Genomic DNA, 15,554 nt, shown 5'->3' with positions numbered 1-15,554 from the left:
CTTGCCGATCCCCGGAACGTAACAGCCATCGACGTCACATTGTGTTAACCTTGGTTTCAGCGCCGGGATCGCCGGCGCAGAACAGGGGAGGAGACGGCGGATGACAACGGTAATCCTGAGCCACGCGGTGGGGAACATGGACACCTGGCTGAAGGGCGGCGACATGCGCAAGAAGATCTTTGCGGAGTTCTGCGACAGCTACCGCGTGCTGCGTCATGCCGAGGCGGATCGGGTCGCACTCCTCTGCGAGGGGGTCGACCTCGACCGGATGAAGGCCGCGGTCAGCAGCGAGGCCGCCACCCGGTCCCAGGTGGAACATACGGTCGTCCCGCCAATCGACGTCTATGTGCTGATGGATGGCGTCAGTTAGGAGGGACGCGCGCGGCCACAGGGTTGGGGCGCGTTTGCGCCCCCGCCCGAGGCCGATAGAGGCGAGGGGTCGCTGGTACGGCGCCGGTTCGGAACTCTGGGCTGGGCCGCGACGGTACCGGGATCGCGGGGTCAGCCGACGATCATCTGTTTCAGCTTCAGCGCCTCGTATTCCAGCTCCTGCAGGCGGAACTTCACCACGTCGCGGATCGAGATCACGCCGAGCACATGGTCGCCATCCATCACCGGCAGGTGGCGGAAGTTGCCCTTGACCATCACGTGCAGCAATTCGAACACGTGATCGCCGGCGGCGCAGGTGATGACATCCTTCGTCATCAGATCCTCGACCTGCTTGCTATAAGTCTCGCCCGGCAGTTCGGCAAAGCCGCGCACGATGTCGCGTTCGGTCAGGATCCCCACCATATGGCCGTTCTGGTCGCGTACCAGCACCGCGCCGATGTTGTGGGCCTTCAGCACCTCCGAGGCATGATGGACCGAATCGGCGGGACGGACCGAGTAGATTTCTCCCCCCTTGTCGTCCAGCACCATCTGGGCCGTGGCCGAGGTCCCGCTCGGCATCATGTTCGATTCGAGCGACTGGCTGTGCGTATGCGGGTTCTCGTGGCTGATCGGATGTTCGGTCTTGCGGTGCATTGGTCCACTCTTTCTCCTCTATTCCGGGGCGGTGGGTCGTGCCGCCTGCCGGAGCTTCGATCCATTCTAGCGCGGTTCAATTCCCCGTGTCCGCAACAGTTTCCGTTCCGGATTGGGCGGAAGGCCGCGGGCCCTGACTGCAGGGCAGGGATGCCGGGCCTGCAAAGGAAAGGGGCCGGGACCTTTCGGCACCGGCCCCCCGTGGATCTGCTTGCGGTCCCGCCGGCTCAGCCGCCGAAATCGTCCAGCATGATGTCTTCGCGGTCGACGCCCAGATCGAGCAGCATCTTGATCACCGACTGGTTCATGATCGGCGGGCCGCACATGTAATATTCGCAATCCTCCGGCGCCGGGTGATCCTTTAGGTATTGCTGGTAGAGCACGTTGTGGATGAAGCCGGTGTAGCCTGTCCAGTTGTCGTCGGGCTGCGCATCCGACAGCGCGACGTGCCAGTCGAAGTTCGGGTTTTCGGCCGCGAGCGAATCGAAATCCTCGACAAAGAACATCTCGCGCTTTGACCGGGCGCCGTACCAGAAGCTGATCTTGCGCTTCGAATTCAGCCGCTTGAGCTGATCGAAGATGTGGCTGCGCATCGGCGCCATGCCGGCACCGCCGCCGACGAACACCATTTCCTTCTCGGTGTCGCGGGCAAAGAACTCGCCGAACGGACCCGAGATCGTGACCTTGTCGCCGGGCTTCAGATTGAAGATGTAGGACGACATCTTGCCCGGCGGCAGGTGCGCGCTGCCGGGCGGGGGCGTGGCGACCCGGACGTTGAGCATGATGATGCCGCGTTCCTCGGGATAGTTCGCCATCGAATAGGCACGCTCGATCGGCTCGTCGACGACCGATTCGATCTTCCACAAATCGAACTTGTCCCAGTCTTCCCGATATTCCTCGGCCACCTCGAATTCCGAGAACTTGAGTTCGTGCGCCGGCGCCGCGATCTGGATGTAGCCGCCGGCGCGGAAGTTCACGTGCTCGCCTTCGGGCAGTTTCAGCACCAGCGCCTTGATGAAGGTGGCGACGTTGTCGTTCGAGACGACGGTACATTCCCATTTCTTGACCCCGAAGACCTCTTCGGGGACCTCGATCTCCATGTCCTGCTTGACCGCCACCTGGCACGACAGACGGTCGCCGCGGGCGGCCTCGCGCTTGGTGATGTGGGTCTCTTCGGTGGCCAGGATCGACCCGCCCCCGGAATGTACCCGCACCCGGCACTGCGCGCAGGTTCCGCCACCGCCGCAGGCCGAGGGCACGAACAGGTGCTGTCCCGCCAGCGTCTGCAGCAGCTTGCCGCCTGCGGGAACCGAGATCGTCTTCTCGCCGTTGATGGTGATGCTGACGCTGCCCGACGACACCAGCCGCGCGCGCGCCAGGATGATGATTGTGACCAGCGCCAGCACGATCAGGGTGAACAGGGCGACGCCCAGAACGAAGGTCTGCATGTCCGCCCCCTACAGCTTGACGCCGCTGAAGGACATGAAGCCCATGGCCATCAGACCCGCGGTGATGAAGGTGATCCCCAATCCCTGCAAACCGGCGGGGACGTCGGAATATTTCAGCTTTTCGCGCACGCCCGCCATGGCGGTGATGGCAAGCGCCCAGCCGAAGCCCGAGCTGATGCCGTAGGTCACCGCTTCGGGGAAGTTATAGTCGCGCTCGACCATGAACAGCGATCCACCCATGATCGCGCAGTTCACCGTGATCAGCGGCAGGAAGATCCCGAGCGCGTTGTAGAGCGCCGGGATGTACTTATCGAGGAACATCTCGAGGATCTGCACGATGGCCGCGATCATCCCGATATAGGAGATGAGGCCAAGAAAGGTCAGATCGACGTCCGGGAACCCGGCCCAGGCCAGCGCGCCGGGTTTCAGCAGCCCGTTCAGGATCAGGTTGTTCGCGGGCACCGTGATCGCCTGCACCACCATGACCGAAACGCCGAGCCCGATCGCGGTCGAGATCTTCTTCGAGACGGCGATGAAGGTGCACATGCCAAGGAAGAACGACAGCGCCAGATTCTCGACAAAGACCGCCTTGACGGCAAGGGAAAGCAGACCCTCCATCAGTGCGCCTCCGCCGTCTGGATCTTGAAATCGCGTTCCTCGACCTGTTCCGGTTTCCAGGTGCGGAAGGCCCAGATGAACAGCCCGATGATGAAAAAGGCCGAGGGCGGCAGCAGCAGCAGGCCGTTCGGCACGTACCAGCCGCCGTTGTTGACGGTCTGGAAGATCGTGATCCCGAACAGCGAACCCGATCCGAACAGCTCGCGCACGACGCCGACCATCATCAGGATCAGCCCGTATCCCATGCCGTTGCCGATCCCGTCGACAAAGCTGTCGATGGGCGGGTTCTTCATCGCGAATGCCTCGGCACGGCCCATCACGATGCAGTTGGTGATGATCAGCCCGACAAAGACCGACAGCGTTTTCGAGATGTCGAACAGGAACGCCTTGAGGAACTGGTCGACCACGATCACGAGGCTGGCGATAATCACCATCTGCACGATGATCCGGATCGAACTGGGGATCTGGTTGCGCAGCATCGAGATGAACATCGACGAAAAGGCGGTCACCAGCGTCACCGCCAGCGCCATCACGAAGGCAACCTTCAGCGAGGAGGTGACGGCAAGCGCCGAGCAGATGCCCAGCACCTGCAGGGTGATCGGGTTGTTGTCGACCAGCGGATCGACCAGGTAGCTGCGTCGCGTCTCGGCCATCAGACGGCTCCTGTCTTGAGGTTTTCGAGGAAGGGGGCGAAGCCTGCTTCGCCCATCCAGAAGCGGACAAGGTTGTCGACCCCGCGCGAGGTCAGCGTGGCACCCGCCAGCGCGTCGACATGATAGGGTGCCATCGCGGCGTTTGGCGCGCCTTTCGAGACGTTGATCTGCAGCGCGCCATCCTCGTCGCGCAGCTTCTTGCCGTGCCACAGCGCCTTCCAGCGCGGATTGTCGACCTCGGCACCCAGACCCGGCGTTTCGGCCTGGTCATAGAACTGCAGGCCATAGATCTCGTTGCCGTCGGGCCCGAGCGCGATGAACCCCCAGAGCGTGGACCAGAGCCCATAGCCGTGGATCGGCAGGATGATCCGCTCCAGATCGCCCTGGGCGTCGTTCAGCAGATAGACGACCTGATAGCGACCCTGCCGGCCGATCCCGGCCGGATCGTCCGTCAGCGGCTGGCTCAGGTCCGGGTCGCTGGCGGCGGCGCGGTCGTCAAAGGACGCGGCATCGAACCGGTCGGTGAAGGTCCCGGTCTCCAGGTCCACCACCCGCGGCTCGAACGCCTTGAACGCCTCGGCCACGTTGATGCCGGGCTCGTAGAGTCCCGCGACCTGCAGGATGTTCAGCTGCTTGTCGCGCAGCTTGTTGGCCTCCTGCACCGGGCGCAGCGCCACGGCGGCGGCGGCCACGATCATCGAACAGAACAGGCACAGCGTGATGGCGACGAACAGCGTCTTTGGCACCGAATCGACCGGCAGCGCCTTCCAGCGGGCAACAAAGCCCCCGTTGGTTTCTGGCTCAGGCATTGCGCTTTGCCCTCCGTGCGATGTTGGCCCGGACGACGAACCAGTCGATCAGCGGGGCGAAGATGTTGCCGAACAGGATGGCGAGCATCATGCCTTCGGGGAAGGCCGGGTTGATGACCCGGATCATCACCACCATGAACCCGATCAGCCCGCCGTACCAATAGCGCCCGGCGTTGGTGTGGCTGGCCGACACCGGCTCGGTCACCATGAAGGCGAGGCCAAAGGCATAGCCGCCCAGAACGAAGTGCCAGTACCAGGGCATGGCGAACATCGGGTTGGTCGAGGATCCGATGACGTTCAGCAGCAGCGAAAAGCCGATCATGCCGGCAAGGCAGCCGACCACCAGCCGCCAGTTGGCGATTTTCGTGACCAGCAGGAACGCAAGCCCGATCATGCAGGCGAGGGCCGAGGTTTCGCCCATCGACCCCTGTATGGTGCCCCAGAACGCCTGCCACCAGGTGATGCCGTGGCTCGCGAGGGCGGTCATGCCGTCGGTCGAGGTGATCGACAGCGCCGTGGCGCCCGAAAACCCGTCGACCGGGGTCCAGACGGAATCGCCGGACAGTTGCGCGGGATAGGCGAAATACAGGAATGCCCGCCCGACGAGGGCAGGGTTGAGGAAGTTCTTGCCGGTGCCGCCGAACACTTCCTTGCCGATCACCACGCCGAAGGAAATGCCAAGTGCGACCTGCCACAGCGGCGTCGACGCGGGCAGGATCAGCACGAACAGCATCGAGGTGACCAGAAAGCCCTCGTTGACCTCGTGTCCGCGCACGAGGGCAAAGATCACCTCCCAGATGCCGCCGACGATGAGCGTGACAATATAGATTGGCAGGAACCAGAGCAGCCCGTGGAACATGCAGGCGAGCGGATTGGCAGGGTTCAGCCCGAAACCGCCAAGCGCCTGCATCAGCCCGATCCGCCAACCGGTCATTGCCGGCTCGCCCAAGGACGCCAGCGCCATATTGGCCTGAAGCCCGGTGTTGTAGAGCCCGAACAGGATGCAGGGGATCGTGGCGATGACCACGTAGGACATGATCCGCTTCATGTCGGTGAAGGTCCGCGCGTGCGGCGCCACCGTTGTCACGGACTTCTGGGTGTAAAAGACCGACTCCACCATCTCGTAAAGCGTGAAGTACTTTTCGAGCTTGCCGCCCTTCTGGAACTGCGGCTCGATGCGGTCGAAGATTTGCCGAAGGCTCATGGATCAGCCCTCCTTCTCGATCTTGGCCAGGCAGTCGCGCAGCGCCGCCCCGTATTCGTATTTCGCCGGGCAGGCGAAGGTGCAAAGCGCCAGATCTTCCTCGTCGAGTTCGAGCGCGCCAAGCGACTGGGCGGTGTCGGTGTCCATCACTAGCAGCGCCCGCAGCAACTGCGTCGGCAGCAGGTCCTGCGGCATCAGTTCCTCGAACACGCCTGTCGGCACCATCGCGCGCCGGCTGCCATTCAGGTTGGTGCCCATCTGGAACTTCTTCAGCCGGTCGCGCGCCGATGCCAGTACCGGCATCTGTGCGAACTTGTCGGATTGGGGGGCGATCCAGCCGAACAGAATCTGTTCGCGATCCTCTGTGATCAGCGTCACCGCCCGGGCATATCGCCCGAGATAGGCAAGTGTCCCTTCGGAATGCCGGCCCGTCAGCACCGAGCCCGAGATCACCCGCAGCGGCGCCTCGCCCGCGGCTTCGCCCGCCAGAATCTCGTTCAACGCGGCCCCGGCAAGGGTGCGCACCAGCCGCGGATTGGCCGCCCGCGGACCCGAGATCGCGATCACCCGTTCGGGGTTCAGACGGCCCGTCCGCATCAGTGCGCCAATCGCCAGAACGTCCTGATAGCCGATGCTCCAGACCGTCTTGCTGTTCGATGGCGGCTCAAGGAAATGCATGTGGGTGCCGGCAAGCCCGGCCGGATGCGGCCCGGCGAAGGTTGCCACCACAACGCCCGCGACACTGGGGATCGCAGCCCCCGGGGCGTGGCACAGATAGGTGTGCCCTTCGGCAAGCTTCGCGATGGCGGCAAGCCCGGCGGTGAAATCCTCGCCCCGCTCGCCGATCACTACAGCGGCATCGGGGGAGAGCGGCTCAGTATCCATCGCGGTGACATAGATCGCGGCGGGCCGGTCACCGGCCGCCGGGATCCGGGAATAGGGCCGGGCGCGGAATCCGGTCCAGAGACCCGCGGCACAGATCCGGGCTGCGATCTCGTCGGCGCCGGCACCTTGCGGCAGCACACCGAAATCGACGCCCTCGGCGGCGGCATCGGTGACCTCGATCACCACGCTTTCCAGCACCCGGCGGTCGCCGCGGTTGATTGCGCCAACCCGTCCCGTGACCGGCGACACGAACACGACCTCGGGCGAATCCTTGTCGCAGAACAGCGGCGTGCCGCGGTCGACGGCATCGCCCTCGGCAACCAGCATCCGCGGCTTCAGCCCCAGATAGTCCGGCCCGACGAGGGCGACCGAGCCGACCTGCGGCCCGGGGTGAATGACTTGCTCGGGCGCGCCGGTAATCGGCAGGTCGAGCCCCTTTCGGAATGAAAACTCGGGCATGAACTCGCTGCGGTGTCCGTTTCGGTCTTGTTTCGGTCCCTGGCTGCAATGCCAAGGCAAACCAGGCGCCCAGATCGCGCCATGGAATGCCTTCGCATACACTGGCTTTCGTATTATTGGCAGACTTGGCGCAGGGCAATGGAATTGCTGCTGTGCCAATGTCTCTGGCAGAGTCTGCTGTCGTTGACAGGTGGCGGTGGAAGTGCAAGACCCGCTGCGTTTGGCCGCAAGAGGGACCCATTCCATGCGAATCCTGCTCCTGCTTCCGCTGTTTGTGGCACTTTCGGGCTGTTGGCCCGACAGCGCGGGAAGGGTGCTGAAACTGTCCGGCGAGACCATGGGGACGACCTATCACATCACCGCCGTCGACGTGCCGAAACGGGTGAGCGAGGAAGACCTGTCACAGGCGGTCGACGCGACGCTGGCAGCTGTCAACCACGCGATGTCGAACTGGGACAAGACCTCGGAAGTGTCGCTGTTCAACGCCGATGCCAGCACCGATCCCATCGCGATCTCGCCCGAGCTTGCGCAGGTGATCGCGGCGGCGAACAAGGTCCACGCCCTGTCCGAAGGCAAGTTCGACGTGACCCTGTCCCCGCTGATCGAGCTTTGGGGATTCGGCACCCGCAAGCCCGAGGATCCGGTGCCCTCGGACAGTGATATCGCCGTGGCACTGGCGCATGTGGGGCAGGGCGGTCTGCTGGTGCTCGACGGTCAGACCCTGGCCAAGACCGACCCGGCGGTTTCGGTCAACCTGTCGGCCATCGCCAAGGGATACGGCGGCGACGCGGTGGCGAAGACCCTGCGCGACCAGGGGATCGAGCGCTACATGATCGAGATCGGCGGCGATCTGGTGGCCGCCGGCACCAACGAGGCGGGCGATCCCTGGCAGATCGGCATCGAATCGCCCGACACCGGCAGTCATTCGCTCGAGATGGTGGTTCCGGTCAGCGACCTTGGCATGGCAACCTCGGGCGATTATCGCAACTTCTTCGAACAGGACGGCGTGCGTTATTCCCACCTGATCGACCCGACGACGGGCCGGCCGATCACCCACCGGGCGACTTCGGTTACCGTGCTGGCGGAAAACGGCATGATGGCCGATGCGCTGGCGACCGCGATGATCGTGATGGGCGAGGACGAGGGCATGAAGGTCGCTGCCGCCAACGATCTGGCGGTGTTCTTCATCTCGCGCGCCGAGGGCCCGGACGAGGCCTATCTCAAGCACGAAAGCCCGGCGTTTGAAAAGCTGCTCGCAGGCGAGTAGTCTGGGACAAGACGCACCCAAGAAAGGCGCCCCATGGCCACGTTCCTCCTCAGCTTCCTGATCCTCGCCGTTGCCATGGCCGCCATGGCGGTCGGCGTGATGCTGGTCGGCCAGCGGATGCGGATCAAGGGCAGTTGCGGTGGCCTGAACGCCATCGCCGGCGCCGACAAATGCGTGGTCTGCAAGAAGGACGTCGACCCCGACAGCCCCCTGCACGAGCGTCTGCAATGCCCGCGGGCGCGCAGGATGGCCGAGCAGATGCAGGGCTGACGGCGGCCATTCTTCGGCTGTTTGGCGCGGGGTGTCTCAGCCGTGCAGCGGCAGGCCGGCAAGCGCCACAAAGGCAGCCGCGGCCGCCGCGCCATAGACCCAGGCCCTGGCCTTCCACCCCGGTGCCTGTGCCTTCCAGGCCTGACGGAACCCGCGGCCGGCAAACACCAGCACCAGAAACAGCAGCGTCGCGGTCAGCGGTGTCAGGGACATATCTTGCGGCATCGGCTCCGCTCCGGGTTTCGCGGGCAGGGATGGCATAGCCCTGCCGCGGCGATCACGTGTCCTGCAACGGATGGGGCGGCCAAGCCGTGGCCGCCGCCCCATGAATGGCTCGGGATGCCGGGCAAGTTTCGCGCCGGGCCGCTCAGCTTTCGCCAAACACCCGCCGGAAGATCGTGTCGACGTTCTTGGTGTGATAGCCAAGGTCGAACTTCTCCTCGATCTCGGCCGGGCTCAACGCCGCCGTGACCTCCGGGTCGGCCAGCAGCTCGGTTTTGAAATCGCAGCCCTGTTCCCAGACCTTCATCGCATTGCGCTGTACCAGCCGATAGGAATCCTCGCGGCTGACACCGGCCTGGGTCAGCGCCAGAAGCACCCGCTGCGACATCACAAGGCCGCGGAACTTGTTCATGTTGGCCAGCATGTTGTCAGGGTAGATCACCATCTTGTCGATCACGCCGGTCAGGCGGGCCAGCGCAAAATCGAGCGTCACGGTCGCATCGGGCCCGATCGCGCGTTCGACCGAGGAATGCGAGATGTCCCGCTCGTGCCAGAGCGCCACATTCTCGAGCGCCGGGGTCACGGCGCCGCGCACCAGACGGGCCAGACCCGTCAGGTTCTCGGTCAGCACCGGGTTCCTCTTGTGCGGCATGGCCGAGGATCCCTTCTGGCCCTTCGAGAAGAATTCCTCGGCCTCCAGAACCTCGGTGCGCTGCATGTGCCGGATCTCGGTCGAAACGTTCTCGATCGACGAGGCGATGACCCCGAGCGTGGCAAAGAACATCGCGTGCCGGTCGCGCGGGATGACCTGGGTCGAGATCGGCTCGGGCCGCAGGCCGAGCTTCTCGCAGACGTATTCCTCCACTGCCGGATCGATATTGGCAAATGTGCCGACCGCGCCCGAAATTGCACCCGTCGCCACCTCGTACCGCGCCTTTTCCAGCCGGTTCCGGTTGCGCTCCATCTCGGCATAGAACCGGGCGAAGGTCAGGCCCATGGTGGTCGGCTCGGCATGGATGCCGTGGCTGCGGCCGATCCGGACGGTATCCTTGTGCTCGAAGGCGCGCCGCTTCAGCGCGGCCAGCAGCGCGTCCATGTCGGCCAGAAGGATGTCGGACGCGCGCACCAGCTGCACGTTGAACGTGGTGTCGAGCACGTCCGACGAGGTCATCCCCTGATGGACGAAGCGGGCCGCATCGGCGCCCACGATCTCGGCCAGATGGGTCAGGAAGGCGATCACGTCGTGTTTTGTCACCGCCTCGATCTCGTCGATCCGGGCCACGTCGAAATCGACGTCCTTCGCCTTCCACACCGCCTCGGCATTTGCCCGCGGGATCACGCCAAGGTCGGCCTGGGCATCGCAGGCATGGGCCTCGATCTCGAACCAGATGCGGAACTTGGTTTCGGGCGACCAGAGGGCGACCATCTCGGGGCGGGAATAGCGGGGGATCATTGCGGGCCTTTCGCGGCTGTTTCGTCGTATGTTCGGTCGGGGCGCTGCGCGCTTCTAGCCAAGCCCCGCCCCGGCGACAAGCGCCGGGGGCAGTTGCGCCCCGCGGGCGGGCCTGCCATCCCGAATCCGCTGTCCGGGCGACGCCCCGGCAACGACCCCGGGCGCAAAACCAGATCGGAGCCGGCAGATGCCCCCAGACCTCGCCGATTTCGCGGGCCAATGGCACCTCGCCCGCCGGATCGAGGATCGCCGCGAGGGCCGGATCCTCGATTTCTCCGGGCAGGCGGTCTTCACCCCCGAGGCCCACGGCCTGATCTGTCGCGAGACCGGCATCCTCGGCGGCCCCGGGATCCGGCCGATGACGGCTGCGCGCGACTGGCTCTGGCGGGCGGATCGCGGCGGCATCGCGGTGCTGTTCGCCGACGGCCGACCGTTCCATCGCTTCGATCCCACTGTGGCGGCGGCCGAGGCAAGCCACTGGTGCGACCCAGACGCCTATCGCGTGACCTATGACTTCACGACCTGGCCCGATGGCTGGGCCAGCCTCTGGCGGGCACAGGGCCCGCGCAAGGACTACGCCATGGAAAGCCGCTATTCCCGCCGCTGATACGGCAGGCCTCTACCCGGCCCGCAATGCGTCGTAGCCGATCATCACATGCTCGCGGAACGGCGGCCGTTCGGTCAGACGCTGGTAATAGGCGGCCAGTGCGGGCAACTCCGCGCGCGCGATATCGATGTCGTAATAGCGATAGAGCACATGCCCGAGCAGGATATCTGCCAGCGAGAAGTCGCTGCCGACAAGATAGGGATGCTCGGCCAGCCGGCTTTCGGCGATCCCGAGGGTCTGTTCCAGATCCGTCACCGCTCGGGCGATCGCTGCCGGGTCGCGCTCGGCGGCGGGCCGCCGGATCAGCGGGAAAAACACCTCGTCCATGAACGGGATCGCCACGTTGATCTTGGCCCATTCGGCCCAGCGGTCGACCTCGCTTCGTGCCACCAGATCCTCGGGCCAGAAGGCCCCGTGGCCATAGCTGCCGGCCAGATAGCGCATGATCGCCGCCGATTCCCAAAGCGCCGGGCCACCGCCGTCGCGCAGCACCGGGATCTTGCGGTTGGGGTTCATGGCGATGAAATCGGGCGTGTCGGTGCCGCCATAGCGCTGGCCCACGTCATGGCGCAGGAACGGCAGGCCCAGTTCGCCCACACACCACATCACCGCCTGCACATTGGACGAATCCGCCCGGCCCCAGATCTCGAGCATTCCTGCACCTTTCTCAGCGCAGGCCGGTCTCTTCCAGCATGCCGCGCCGCTTGGCCTCATAGTAATATCCGCTGGCATACCAGGAGATCGCCCGGTCATAGCTTCCGTCCGACAAAAGCCAGGCGCCACGCAGATATTTCACCCCGTATTTCAGATTGGTGTCGGCATCCAGCAGCTCTGTGGGTGGCCCGCTGTGACCCATGGTCCGCGCGGTCTGGGGCAGGATCTGCAACAATCCGTAATAGGGGCCGTTGCGGGCGGTCGGATTGTGGCTGCTCTCGCGGATCGCCAGCCGGTGCACCAGATCGGGCGGCACCTGATAGACGGCGCAATAATGGTTGATCAGCTGGCGCAGCTCCGGCGTCTCGTTTGGATAAAGCGGCCCGCCAGCCCCGGAGAAATTCGCCGGCTGGCGGCGTTCCACCCTGTCGTGCCCGGCGCAAGCGCCAAGCGCCAGAGTTGCAAGAAGAACGAAAGCGGCGAGGGTCGGTCGTCGGCGCATGGCGGCTCCTGCAGCGGTCCTGCAGCCGGGATAGCGCTTCGGCCCCGCAGCGGACAAGCGCGGGCTGGCGCGCCGCGGCGGCCCCGGACGACCGCATCGGCAGCTTTCCGCCTGTTCGACCCGGGCCGAACCCCACCCGACACCGCCGAACTCAGCGTTTCTTCTTGGCCCAAATACCTCCGCCGGAGGCTCCCGCAGGCACCATCGGCGCCGCGGCCGGGCCTCAGCCCGAACAGCTCGCTCCGCCAAGCACGCAGAACTTGGCACAATGGGGGTGGTTCAGCGCCACGGGCCGCTCCGCCTCGGCCAGCGTGCTGCCAAGCTCGAACTGCGGATCATAGGGCAGCAGGGTGCAGGCGACGACGCTCGCGCGCACCGATCCCTTGCGCCGCACCACCATGCGCGCGGAGGCGCACATGACCGACCTCGGGTCACGCCCCAGGATTCCCCAGCAGGCGGTGGTGATCTCGGGCACCTCGACGCCTTCGTCGATCTCGGGAAACAGCACCAGCTCTGCGGGGTTGGCCGCGTCGATGGCATAGCCGCGCGCCGCAAACAGCCGGGCATAGCCTTCGCGGGCCTCCGCCTCGGCCTCGCCCCAGATCGTGCGCCCGGCTACCGCGATCCGGATGCCTGCATCACGCAGCCAGTCCATCCCGGCCAGTGTGACATCGAAACTGCCCGCGCCCCGTTCGGCATCGTGGCCGGGCGCGCTGTGATGGTCGAGCGAGACCCGCAATGTCAGACGCCCGCCATGCCGGGCCTGCAGCGCCACGAGTCCCGCCTGCACCGCCGGCCGCATCATCGGACGCATCGCATTGGTCAGGATCAGCACCTCGAAGCGCCGCACCAGCGCCCGCCGCGCCATTTCGATCATTTCGGGGTTCGCAAAGGGCTCGCCGCCGGTAAAACCGATCTCGCGCACGCCCCAGTTGCGGGTCTCGATCTGGTCGAGGAAGTCGGTGACCTCGTCGGCTGCCAGATAGACCAGCGCATCGTTGGTGGGCGAGGACTCGATATAGCAGTTTCGGCAGGTGATGTTGCAAAGCGTGCCGGTGTTGAACCACAGCGTCTGCGGGTCGCTCAGCGCGACCACGGCCCGGGGCGATCCATCCGCGGTCCGTGCCGGATCGCGGAACTTCCCCTGATTGGATGTCGGCAGATCCTTCACGGCATGTCCGATAGGTGAGATGCTTCAATGCGTTCTGTTCCGCATTGGTCTAATCCCTGCTAAGCCGGGACAAAAGGGGAGACGCCCTGCCTGACGGGCTTGTGAAGCCTTGGTGGGGGCGTCTGTTTGCGCTAACAAACGCCGGAAGCCGCAGGTGCGGCGGAAGCAGGAGCAAAAGAGATGGTTGCACGCATCATTCCGGTCGATCCCTTCGACCTCGTGATTTTCGGCGGAACCGGCGATCTGGCGCGTCGCAAGATCCTGCCGGGGCTCTATCGCCGTCTCGCCGATGGCCAGATGCCCGCCGAGGCGCGGGTGATCGGTGCCGCCCGCAGCGAAAGCGACGACGACGGCTTTCGCGCGCTGGTGCGCGAGGCGCTCGACGAATTCCTGCCCGCCGAGCAGCGCGATGAAGAGACCATCGCGCAGTTCCTGTCCCAGATCTCCTACGTCCAGGTCGATGCCACCGGCGAAAACGGCTGGGACGACCTTCGCGCGCACATGCGCGAGGGCGTGATCCGGGCCTTCTATTTCTCGGTCGCGCCGTCGCTTTTCGGCCCGATTGCGGAACGGCTGAACGCGCGCGGCATCGCCGACGAAACCAGCCGCATTGTCGCGGAAAAACCCTTTGGCAAGGATCTCGAGTCGGCCCGGGAGCTGAACCGCAACCTCGCGGCGCATTTCGACGAAAGCCAGATCTACCGGATCGACCATTATCTCGGCAAGGAAACCGTCCAGAACCTGATGGCGGTCCGGTTCGGCAACATGCTGTTCGAGCCGCTGTGGAACAACAAGTACATCGACCATATCCAGATCACGGTGGCCGAAACCGTGGGGGTTGGCGGCAGGGGCGAATATTATGACCGCTCGGGCGCAATGCGCGACATGGTCCAAAACCACATGCTGCAGCTTCTGTGCCTGATCGCGATGGAACCGCCGTCGCGGTTCGAACCCGATTCGGTGCGCGACGAAAAGCTCAAGGTGATCCGCGCCCTCGACTCGGTCGATCCCCGCGAAATCGTGCGCGGCCAGTATTCGGCCGCCGACGGCCAGCCAAGCTATCGCCAGGACGTCGGCGACCCGGCCAGCAAGACCGAATGCTTCGTCGCCATGCGGGTCGGGATCTCGAACTGGCGCTGGAACGGGACCCCGTTCTACATACGGACCGGCAAGCGGCTGAAGGCGCGGGCGAGCGAGATCGCCGTGGTCTTCAAGGCCGCGCCGCACAACATTTTCGAGGAAGACCACGGGCTGCATTCGAACGTGCTGTCGATCAGGTTGCAGCCGAACGAGGGGATGGAGCTCGGTGTGACGATTAAGGAGCCGGGGCCGGGGGGCATGCGCCTGCTCGACGTGCCGCTCGACATGTCCTTTGCCGAGGCGCTGGGGCCCGATGCGGCCGAGGCACCCGATGCCTACGAGCGGCTGATCATGGATGTGATCCGCGGCAACCAGACGCTGTTCATGCGCGGCGACGAGGTCGAGGCCGCCTGGGCCTGGACCGATCCGCTGATCGGCGGATGGGAGGGCCGCGGCGACACGCCGATGCCCTACGATCAGGGCAGCGCCGGCCCCGACGATGCGCTGATGCTGATGCATCGCGATGGCCGCCGCTGGCGGGAGATCCGGGCATGAAATTCGTCGAATACCCCGACCGCGACCTGATGATGGTCAACCTCGCCGACCGCTTGTCGAGCGAACTCAAGTCGGCGCTGCTGATCCAGGATCATGCCACGCTCTGCGTCCCGGGCGGGACCACGCCGGGGCCGGCGTTCGATTCGCTCTCGGCCTCGAAACTCGATTGGGCCCGGGTCACGGTGCTGCTGAACGACGAACGCTGGGTGCCCGAGGATCATCCGCGCTCGAACACCCGGCTGCTGCGCGAACGCCTGCTGGTGAACGAGGCCGCGGCCGCGCAATACCAGCCGCTGCATGCCGACACCGTCACGCCCGAGGAATCGCTCGACACTCTCGGCGCGCAGATCAAGAAACTCATGCCGATCAACGTGTTGCTGCTGGGGATGGGGGCCGACATGCACACCGCCTCGCTATTCCCCGGTGCCGACAAGCTGGAACAGGCGCTGTCGGCCGATGCGCCGCCGCTGATGGCGCTGCGTGCCGAGGCGGCGGGCGAGCCGCGCATGACGCTGACCGCACCCGTGCTGAGCGGGGCGATGTCGATCCATATCCTCATCACCGGCGCCGAGAAACGGGCGGCGCTGGAACGCGCCCGCAGCCTGCCGCCGATCAAGGCGCCGGTGCGGATCGTGCTGAACGAAGCAACCGTACATTGGGCAGAATAGGAAACC

The 15,554-nt window shown here is 65.1% G+C and carries 18 protein-coding genes; 6 read left to right on the top strand and 12 right to left on the bottom strand.

The window, feature by feature from the left end:
* The first annotated feature begins 100 nt into the window (after positions 1-100).
* Positions 101-370 (top strand): hypothetical protein, encoded by a 270-nt coding sequence (locus tag DQG17_RS06390; protein ID WP_116131890.1) that lies wholly within the window; start codon positions 101-103, stop codon positions 368-370.
* 131 nt (positions 371-501) lie between these two features.
* Here DQG17_RS06390 and DQG17_RS06385 read toward each other — a convergent pair whose 3' ends face one another.
* The 7 genes from DQG17_RS06385 to DQG17_RS06355 all read right to left on the bottom strand — a co-directional run bounded on the left by DQG17_RS06385 (position 502) and on the right by DQG17_RS06355 (position 7,099).
* On the bottom strand, positions 502-1,023 hold the full coding sequence (locus DQG17_RS06385) for a CBS domain-containing protein (protein ID WP_116131889.1): 522 nt from the start codon (positions 1,021-1,023) through the stop codon (positions 502-504).
* A gap of 227 nt (positions 1,024-1,250) precedes the next feature.
* A complete protein-coding gene (gene nqrF, locus DQG17_RS06380; protein ID WP_116131888.1) occupies positions 1,251-2,471 on the bottom strand; it encodes an NADH:ubiquinone reductase (Na(+)-transporting) subunit F in 1,221 nt (406 codons plus the stop codon).
* 9 nt (positions 2,472-2,480) lie between these two features.
* Positions 2,481-3,089: an NADH:ubiquinone reductase (Na(+)-transporting) subunit E gene (nqrE, locus tag DQG17_RS06375; RefSeq protein WP_116131887.1), complete on the bottom strand. Its 609-nt coding sequence runs from the start codon at positions 3,087-3,089 to the stop codon at positions 2,481-2,483.
* Entirely contained in the window at positions 3,089-3,742 is a 654-nt protein-coding gene (locus DQG17_RS06370) for an NADH:ubiquinone reductase (Na(+)-transporting) subunit D (protein WP_116131886.1), read from the bottom strand. The genes nqrE and DQG17_RS06370 overlap by 1 nt, the downstream gene beginning before the upstream one ends.
* Positions 3,742-4,551 carry a Na(+)-translocating NADH-quinone reductase subunit C gene (locus DQG17_RS06365; RefSeq protein WP_116131885.1) on the bottom strand — a complete coding sequence of 270 codons (810 nt, stop codon included), beginning with the start codon at positions 4,549-4,551 and terminating at the stop codon, positions 3,742-3,744. Before DQG17_RS06365 ends, DQG17_RS06370 begins: the two co-directional genes overlap by 1 nt.
* A complete protein-coding gene (locus DQG17_RS06360; RefSeq protein ID WP_116131884.1) occupies positions 4,544-5,755 on the bottom strand; it encodes an NADH:ubiquinone reductase (Na(+)-transporting) subunit B in 1,212 nt (403 codons plus the stop codon). The genes DQG17_RS06365 and DQG17_RS06360 overlap by 8 nt, the downstream gene beginning before the upstream one ends.
* A 3-nt stretch (positions 5,756-5,758) precedes the next feature.
* The gene (locus tag DQG17_RS06355; protein WP_116131883.1) at positions 5,759-7,099 is read right to left on the bottom strand and encodes a Na(+)-translocating NADH-quinone reductase subunit A; all 1,341 of its coding nucleotides are present in this window, start codon (positions 7,097-7,099) and stop codon (positions 5,759-5,761) included.
* A gap of 244 nt (positions 7,100-7,343) precedes the next feature.
* Between DQG17_RS06355 and DQG17_RS06350 the strand changes: the two genes are divergently transcribed.
* Positions 7,344-8,366, top strand: a complete 1,023-nt coding sequence (locus DQG17_RS06350; protein WP_116131882.1) for an FAD:protein FMN transferase — start codon at positions 7,344-7,346, stop codon at positions 8,364-8,366.
* A gap of 33 nt (positions 8,367-8,399) precedes the next feature.
* On the top strand, positions 8,400-8,636 hold the full coding sequence (gene nqrM, locus DQG17_RS06345) for a (Na+)-NQR maturation NqrM (RefSeq protein WP_116131881.1): 237 nt from the start codon (positions 8,400-8,402) through the stop codon (positions 8,634-8,636).
* A gap of 36 nt (positions 8,637-8,672) precedes the next feature.
* Here the strand turns inward: nqrM and DQG17_RS06340 are convergent, their stop codons facing one another.
* On the bottom strand, positions 8,673-8,861 hold the full coding sequence (locus tag DQG17_RS06340; RefSeq protein ID WP_116131880.1) for a hypothetical protein: 189 nt from the start codon (positions 8,859-8,861) through the stop codon (positions 8,673-8,675).
* A gap of 142 nt (positions 8,862-9,003) precedes the next feature.
* Complete coding sequence (purB, locus tag DQG17_RS06335) at positions 9,004-10,311, bottom strand: adenylosuccinate lyase (protein WP_116131879.1); 1,308 nt, start codon at positions 10,309-10,311, stop codon at positions 9,004-9,006.
* 187 nt (positions 10,312-10,498) lie between these two features.
* On the opposite strand from purB, the gene DQG17_RS06330 reads away from it, so the two are divergent.
* Positions 10,499-10,918 carry a DUF6314 family protein gene (locus DQG17_RS06330; protein WP_116131878.1) on the top strand — a complete coding sequence of 140 codons (420 nt, stop codon included), beginning with the start codon at positions 10,499-10,501 and terminating at the stop codon, positions 10,916-10,918.
* Between the two features lie 12 nt (positions 10,919-10,930).
* On the opposite strand, the gene DQG17_RS06325 is transcribed toward DQG17_RS06330, so the two are convergent.
* The 3 genes from DQG17_RS06325 to DQG17_RS06315 all read right to left on the bottom strand — a co-directional run bounded on the left by DQG17_RS06325 (position 10,931) and on the right by DQG17_RS06315 (position 13,245).
* The gene (locus DQG17_RS06325) at positions 10,931-11,572 is read right to left on the bottom strand and encodes a glutathione S-transferase family protein (RefSeq protein ID WP_116131877.1); all 642 of its coding nucleotides are present in this window, start codon (positions 11,570-11,572) and stop codon (positions 10,931-10,933) included.
* Between the two features lie 13 nt (positions 11,573-11,585).
* On the bottom strand, positions 11,586-12,074 hold the full coding sequence (locus tag DQG17_RS06320) for a lytic transglycosylase domain-containing protein (RefSeq protein WP_116131876.1): 489 nt from the start codon (positions 12,072-12,074) through the stop codon (positions 11,586-11,588).
* 223 nt (positions 12,075-12,297) lie between these two features.
* Complete coding sequence (locus tag DQG17_RS06315; protein ID WP_116131875.1) at positions 12,298-13,245, bottom strand: radical SAM protein; 948 nt, start codon at positions 13,243-13,245, stop codon at positions 12,298-12,300.
* Positions 13,246-13,425: 180 nt separating this feature from the next.
* Here DQG17_RS06315 and zwf point away from each other — a divergent pair, with 180 nt between their 5' ends.
* Both zwf and pgl read left to right on the top strand, forming a co-directional pair.
* Positions 13,426-14,880: a glucose-6-phosphate dehydrogenase gene (gene zwf, locus DQG17_RS06310; RefSeq protein ID WP_116131874.1), complete on the top strand. Its 1,455-nt coding sequence runs from the start codon at positions 13,426-13,428 to the stop codon at positions 14,878-14,880.
* Positions 14,877-15,548, top strand: a complete 672-nt coding sequence (gene pgl / locus DQG17_RS06305) for a 6-phosphogluconolactonase (RefSeq protein ID WP_116131873.1) — start codon at positions 14,877-14,879, stop codon at positions 15,546-15,548. The genes zwf and pgl overlap by 4 nt, the downstream gene beginning before the upstream one ends.
* Positions 15,549-15,554: the final 6 nt, after the last annotated feature.

The organism is Tropicimonas sp. IMCC34043 (assembly GCF_003390845.1).
In the GTDB taxonomy this organism is placed as follows: Bacteria; Pseudomonadota; Alphaproteobacteria; order Rhodobacterales; family Rhodobacteraceae; genus Tropicimonas.
This window is presented reverse-complemented; position numbering and strand designations above follow the sequence as displayed.

Bases quoted from the DNA above. Each gene is read 5' to 3' on its own strand.
- DQG17_RS06370 (WP_116131886.1), bottom strand. From the start codon at position 3,742: ATGGCCGAGACGCGACGCAGCTACCTGGTCGATCCGCTGGTCGACAAC.
- DQG17_RS06365 (WP_116131885.1), bottom strand. From the start codon at position 4,551: ATGCCTGAGCCAGAAACCAACGGGGGCTTTGTTGCCCGCTGGAAGGCG.
- nqrE (WP_116131887.1), bottom strand. From the start codon at position 3,089: ATGGAGGGTCTGCTTTCCCTTGCCGTCAAGGCGGTCTTTGTCGAGAAT.
- DQG17_RS06340 (WP_116131880.1), bottom strand. From the start codon at position 8,861: ATGCCGCAAGATATGTCCCTGACACCGCTGACCGCGACGCTGCTGTTT.
- nqrF (WP_116131888.1), bottom strand. From the start codon at position 2,471: ATGCAGACCTTCGTTCTGGGCGTCGCCCTGTTCACCCTGATCGTGCTG.
- DQG17_RS06330 (WP_116131878.1), top strand. From the start codon at position 10,499: ATGCCCCCAGACCTCGCCGATTTCGCGGGCCAATGGCACCTCGCCCGC.
- nqrM (WP_116131881.1), top strand. From the start codon at position 8,400: ATGGCCACGTTCCTCCTCAGCTTCCTGATCCTCGCCGTTGCCATGGCC.
- DQG17_RS06355 (WP_116131883.1), bottom strand. From the start codon at position 7,099: ATGCCCGAGTTTTCATTCCGAAAGGGGCTCGACCTGCCGATTACCGGC.
- DQG17_RS06385 (WP_116131889.1), bottom strand. From the start codon at position 1,023: ATGCACCGCAAGACCGAACATCCGATCAGCCACGAGAACCCGCATACG.
- pgl (WP_116131873.1), top strand. From the start codon at position 14,877: ATGAAATTCGTCGAATACCCCGACCGCGACCTGATGATGGTCAACCTC.
- DQG17_RS06360 (WP_116131884.1), bottom strand. From the start codon at position 5,755: ATGAGCCTTCGGCAAATCTTCGACCGCATCGAGCCGCAGTTCCAGAAG.
- DQG17_RS06325 (WP_116131877.1), bottom strand. From the start codon at position 11,572: ATGCTCGAGATCTGGGGCCGGGCGGATTCGTCCAATGTGCAGGCGGTG.
- DQG17_RS06320 (WP_116131876.1), bottom strand. From the start codon at position 12,074: ATGCGCCGACGACCGACCCTCGCCGCTTTCGTTCTTCTTGCAACTCTG.
- DQG17_RS06350 (WP_116131882.1), top strand. From the start codon at position 7,344: ATGCGAATCCTGCTCCTGCTTCCGCTGTTTGTGGCACTTTCGGGCTGT.
- purB (WP_116131879.1), bottom strand. From the start codon at position 10,311: ATGATCCCCCGCTATTCCCGCCCCGAGATGGTCGCCCTCTGGTCGCCC.
- zwf (WP_116131874.1), top strand. From the start codon at position 13,426: ATGGTTGCACGCATCATTCCGGTCGATCCCTTCGACCTCGTGATTTTC.
- DQG17_RS06390 (WP_116131890.1), top strand. From the start codon at position 101: ATGACAACGGTAATCCTGAGCCACGCGGTGGGGAACATGGACACCTGG.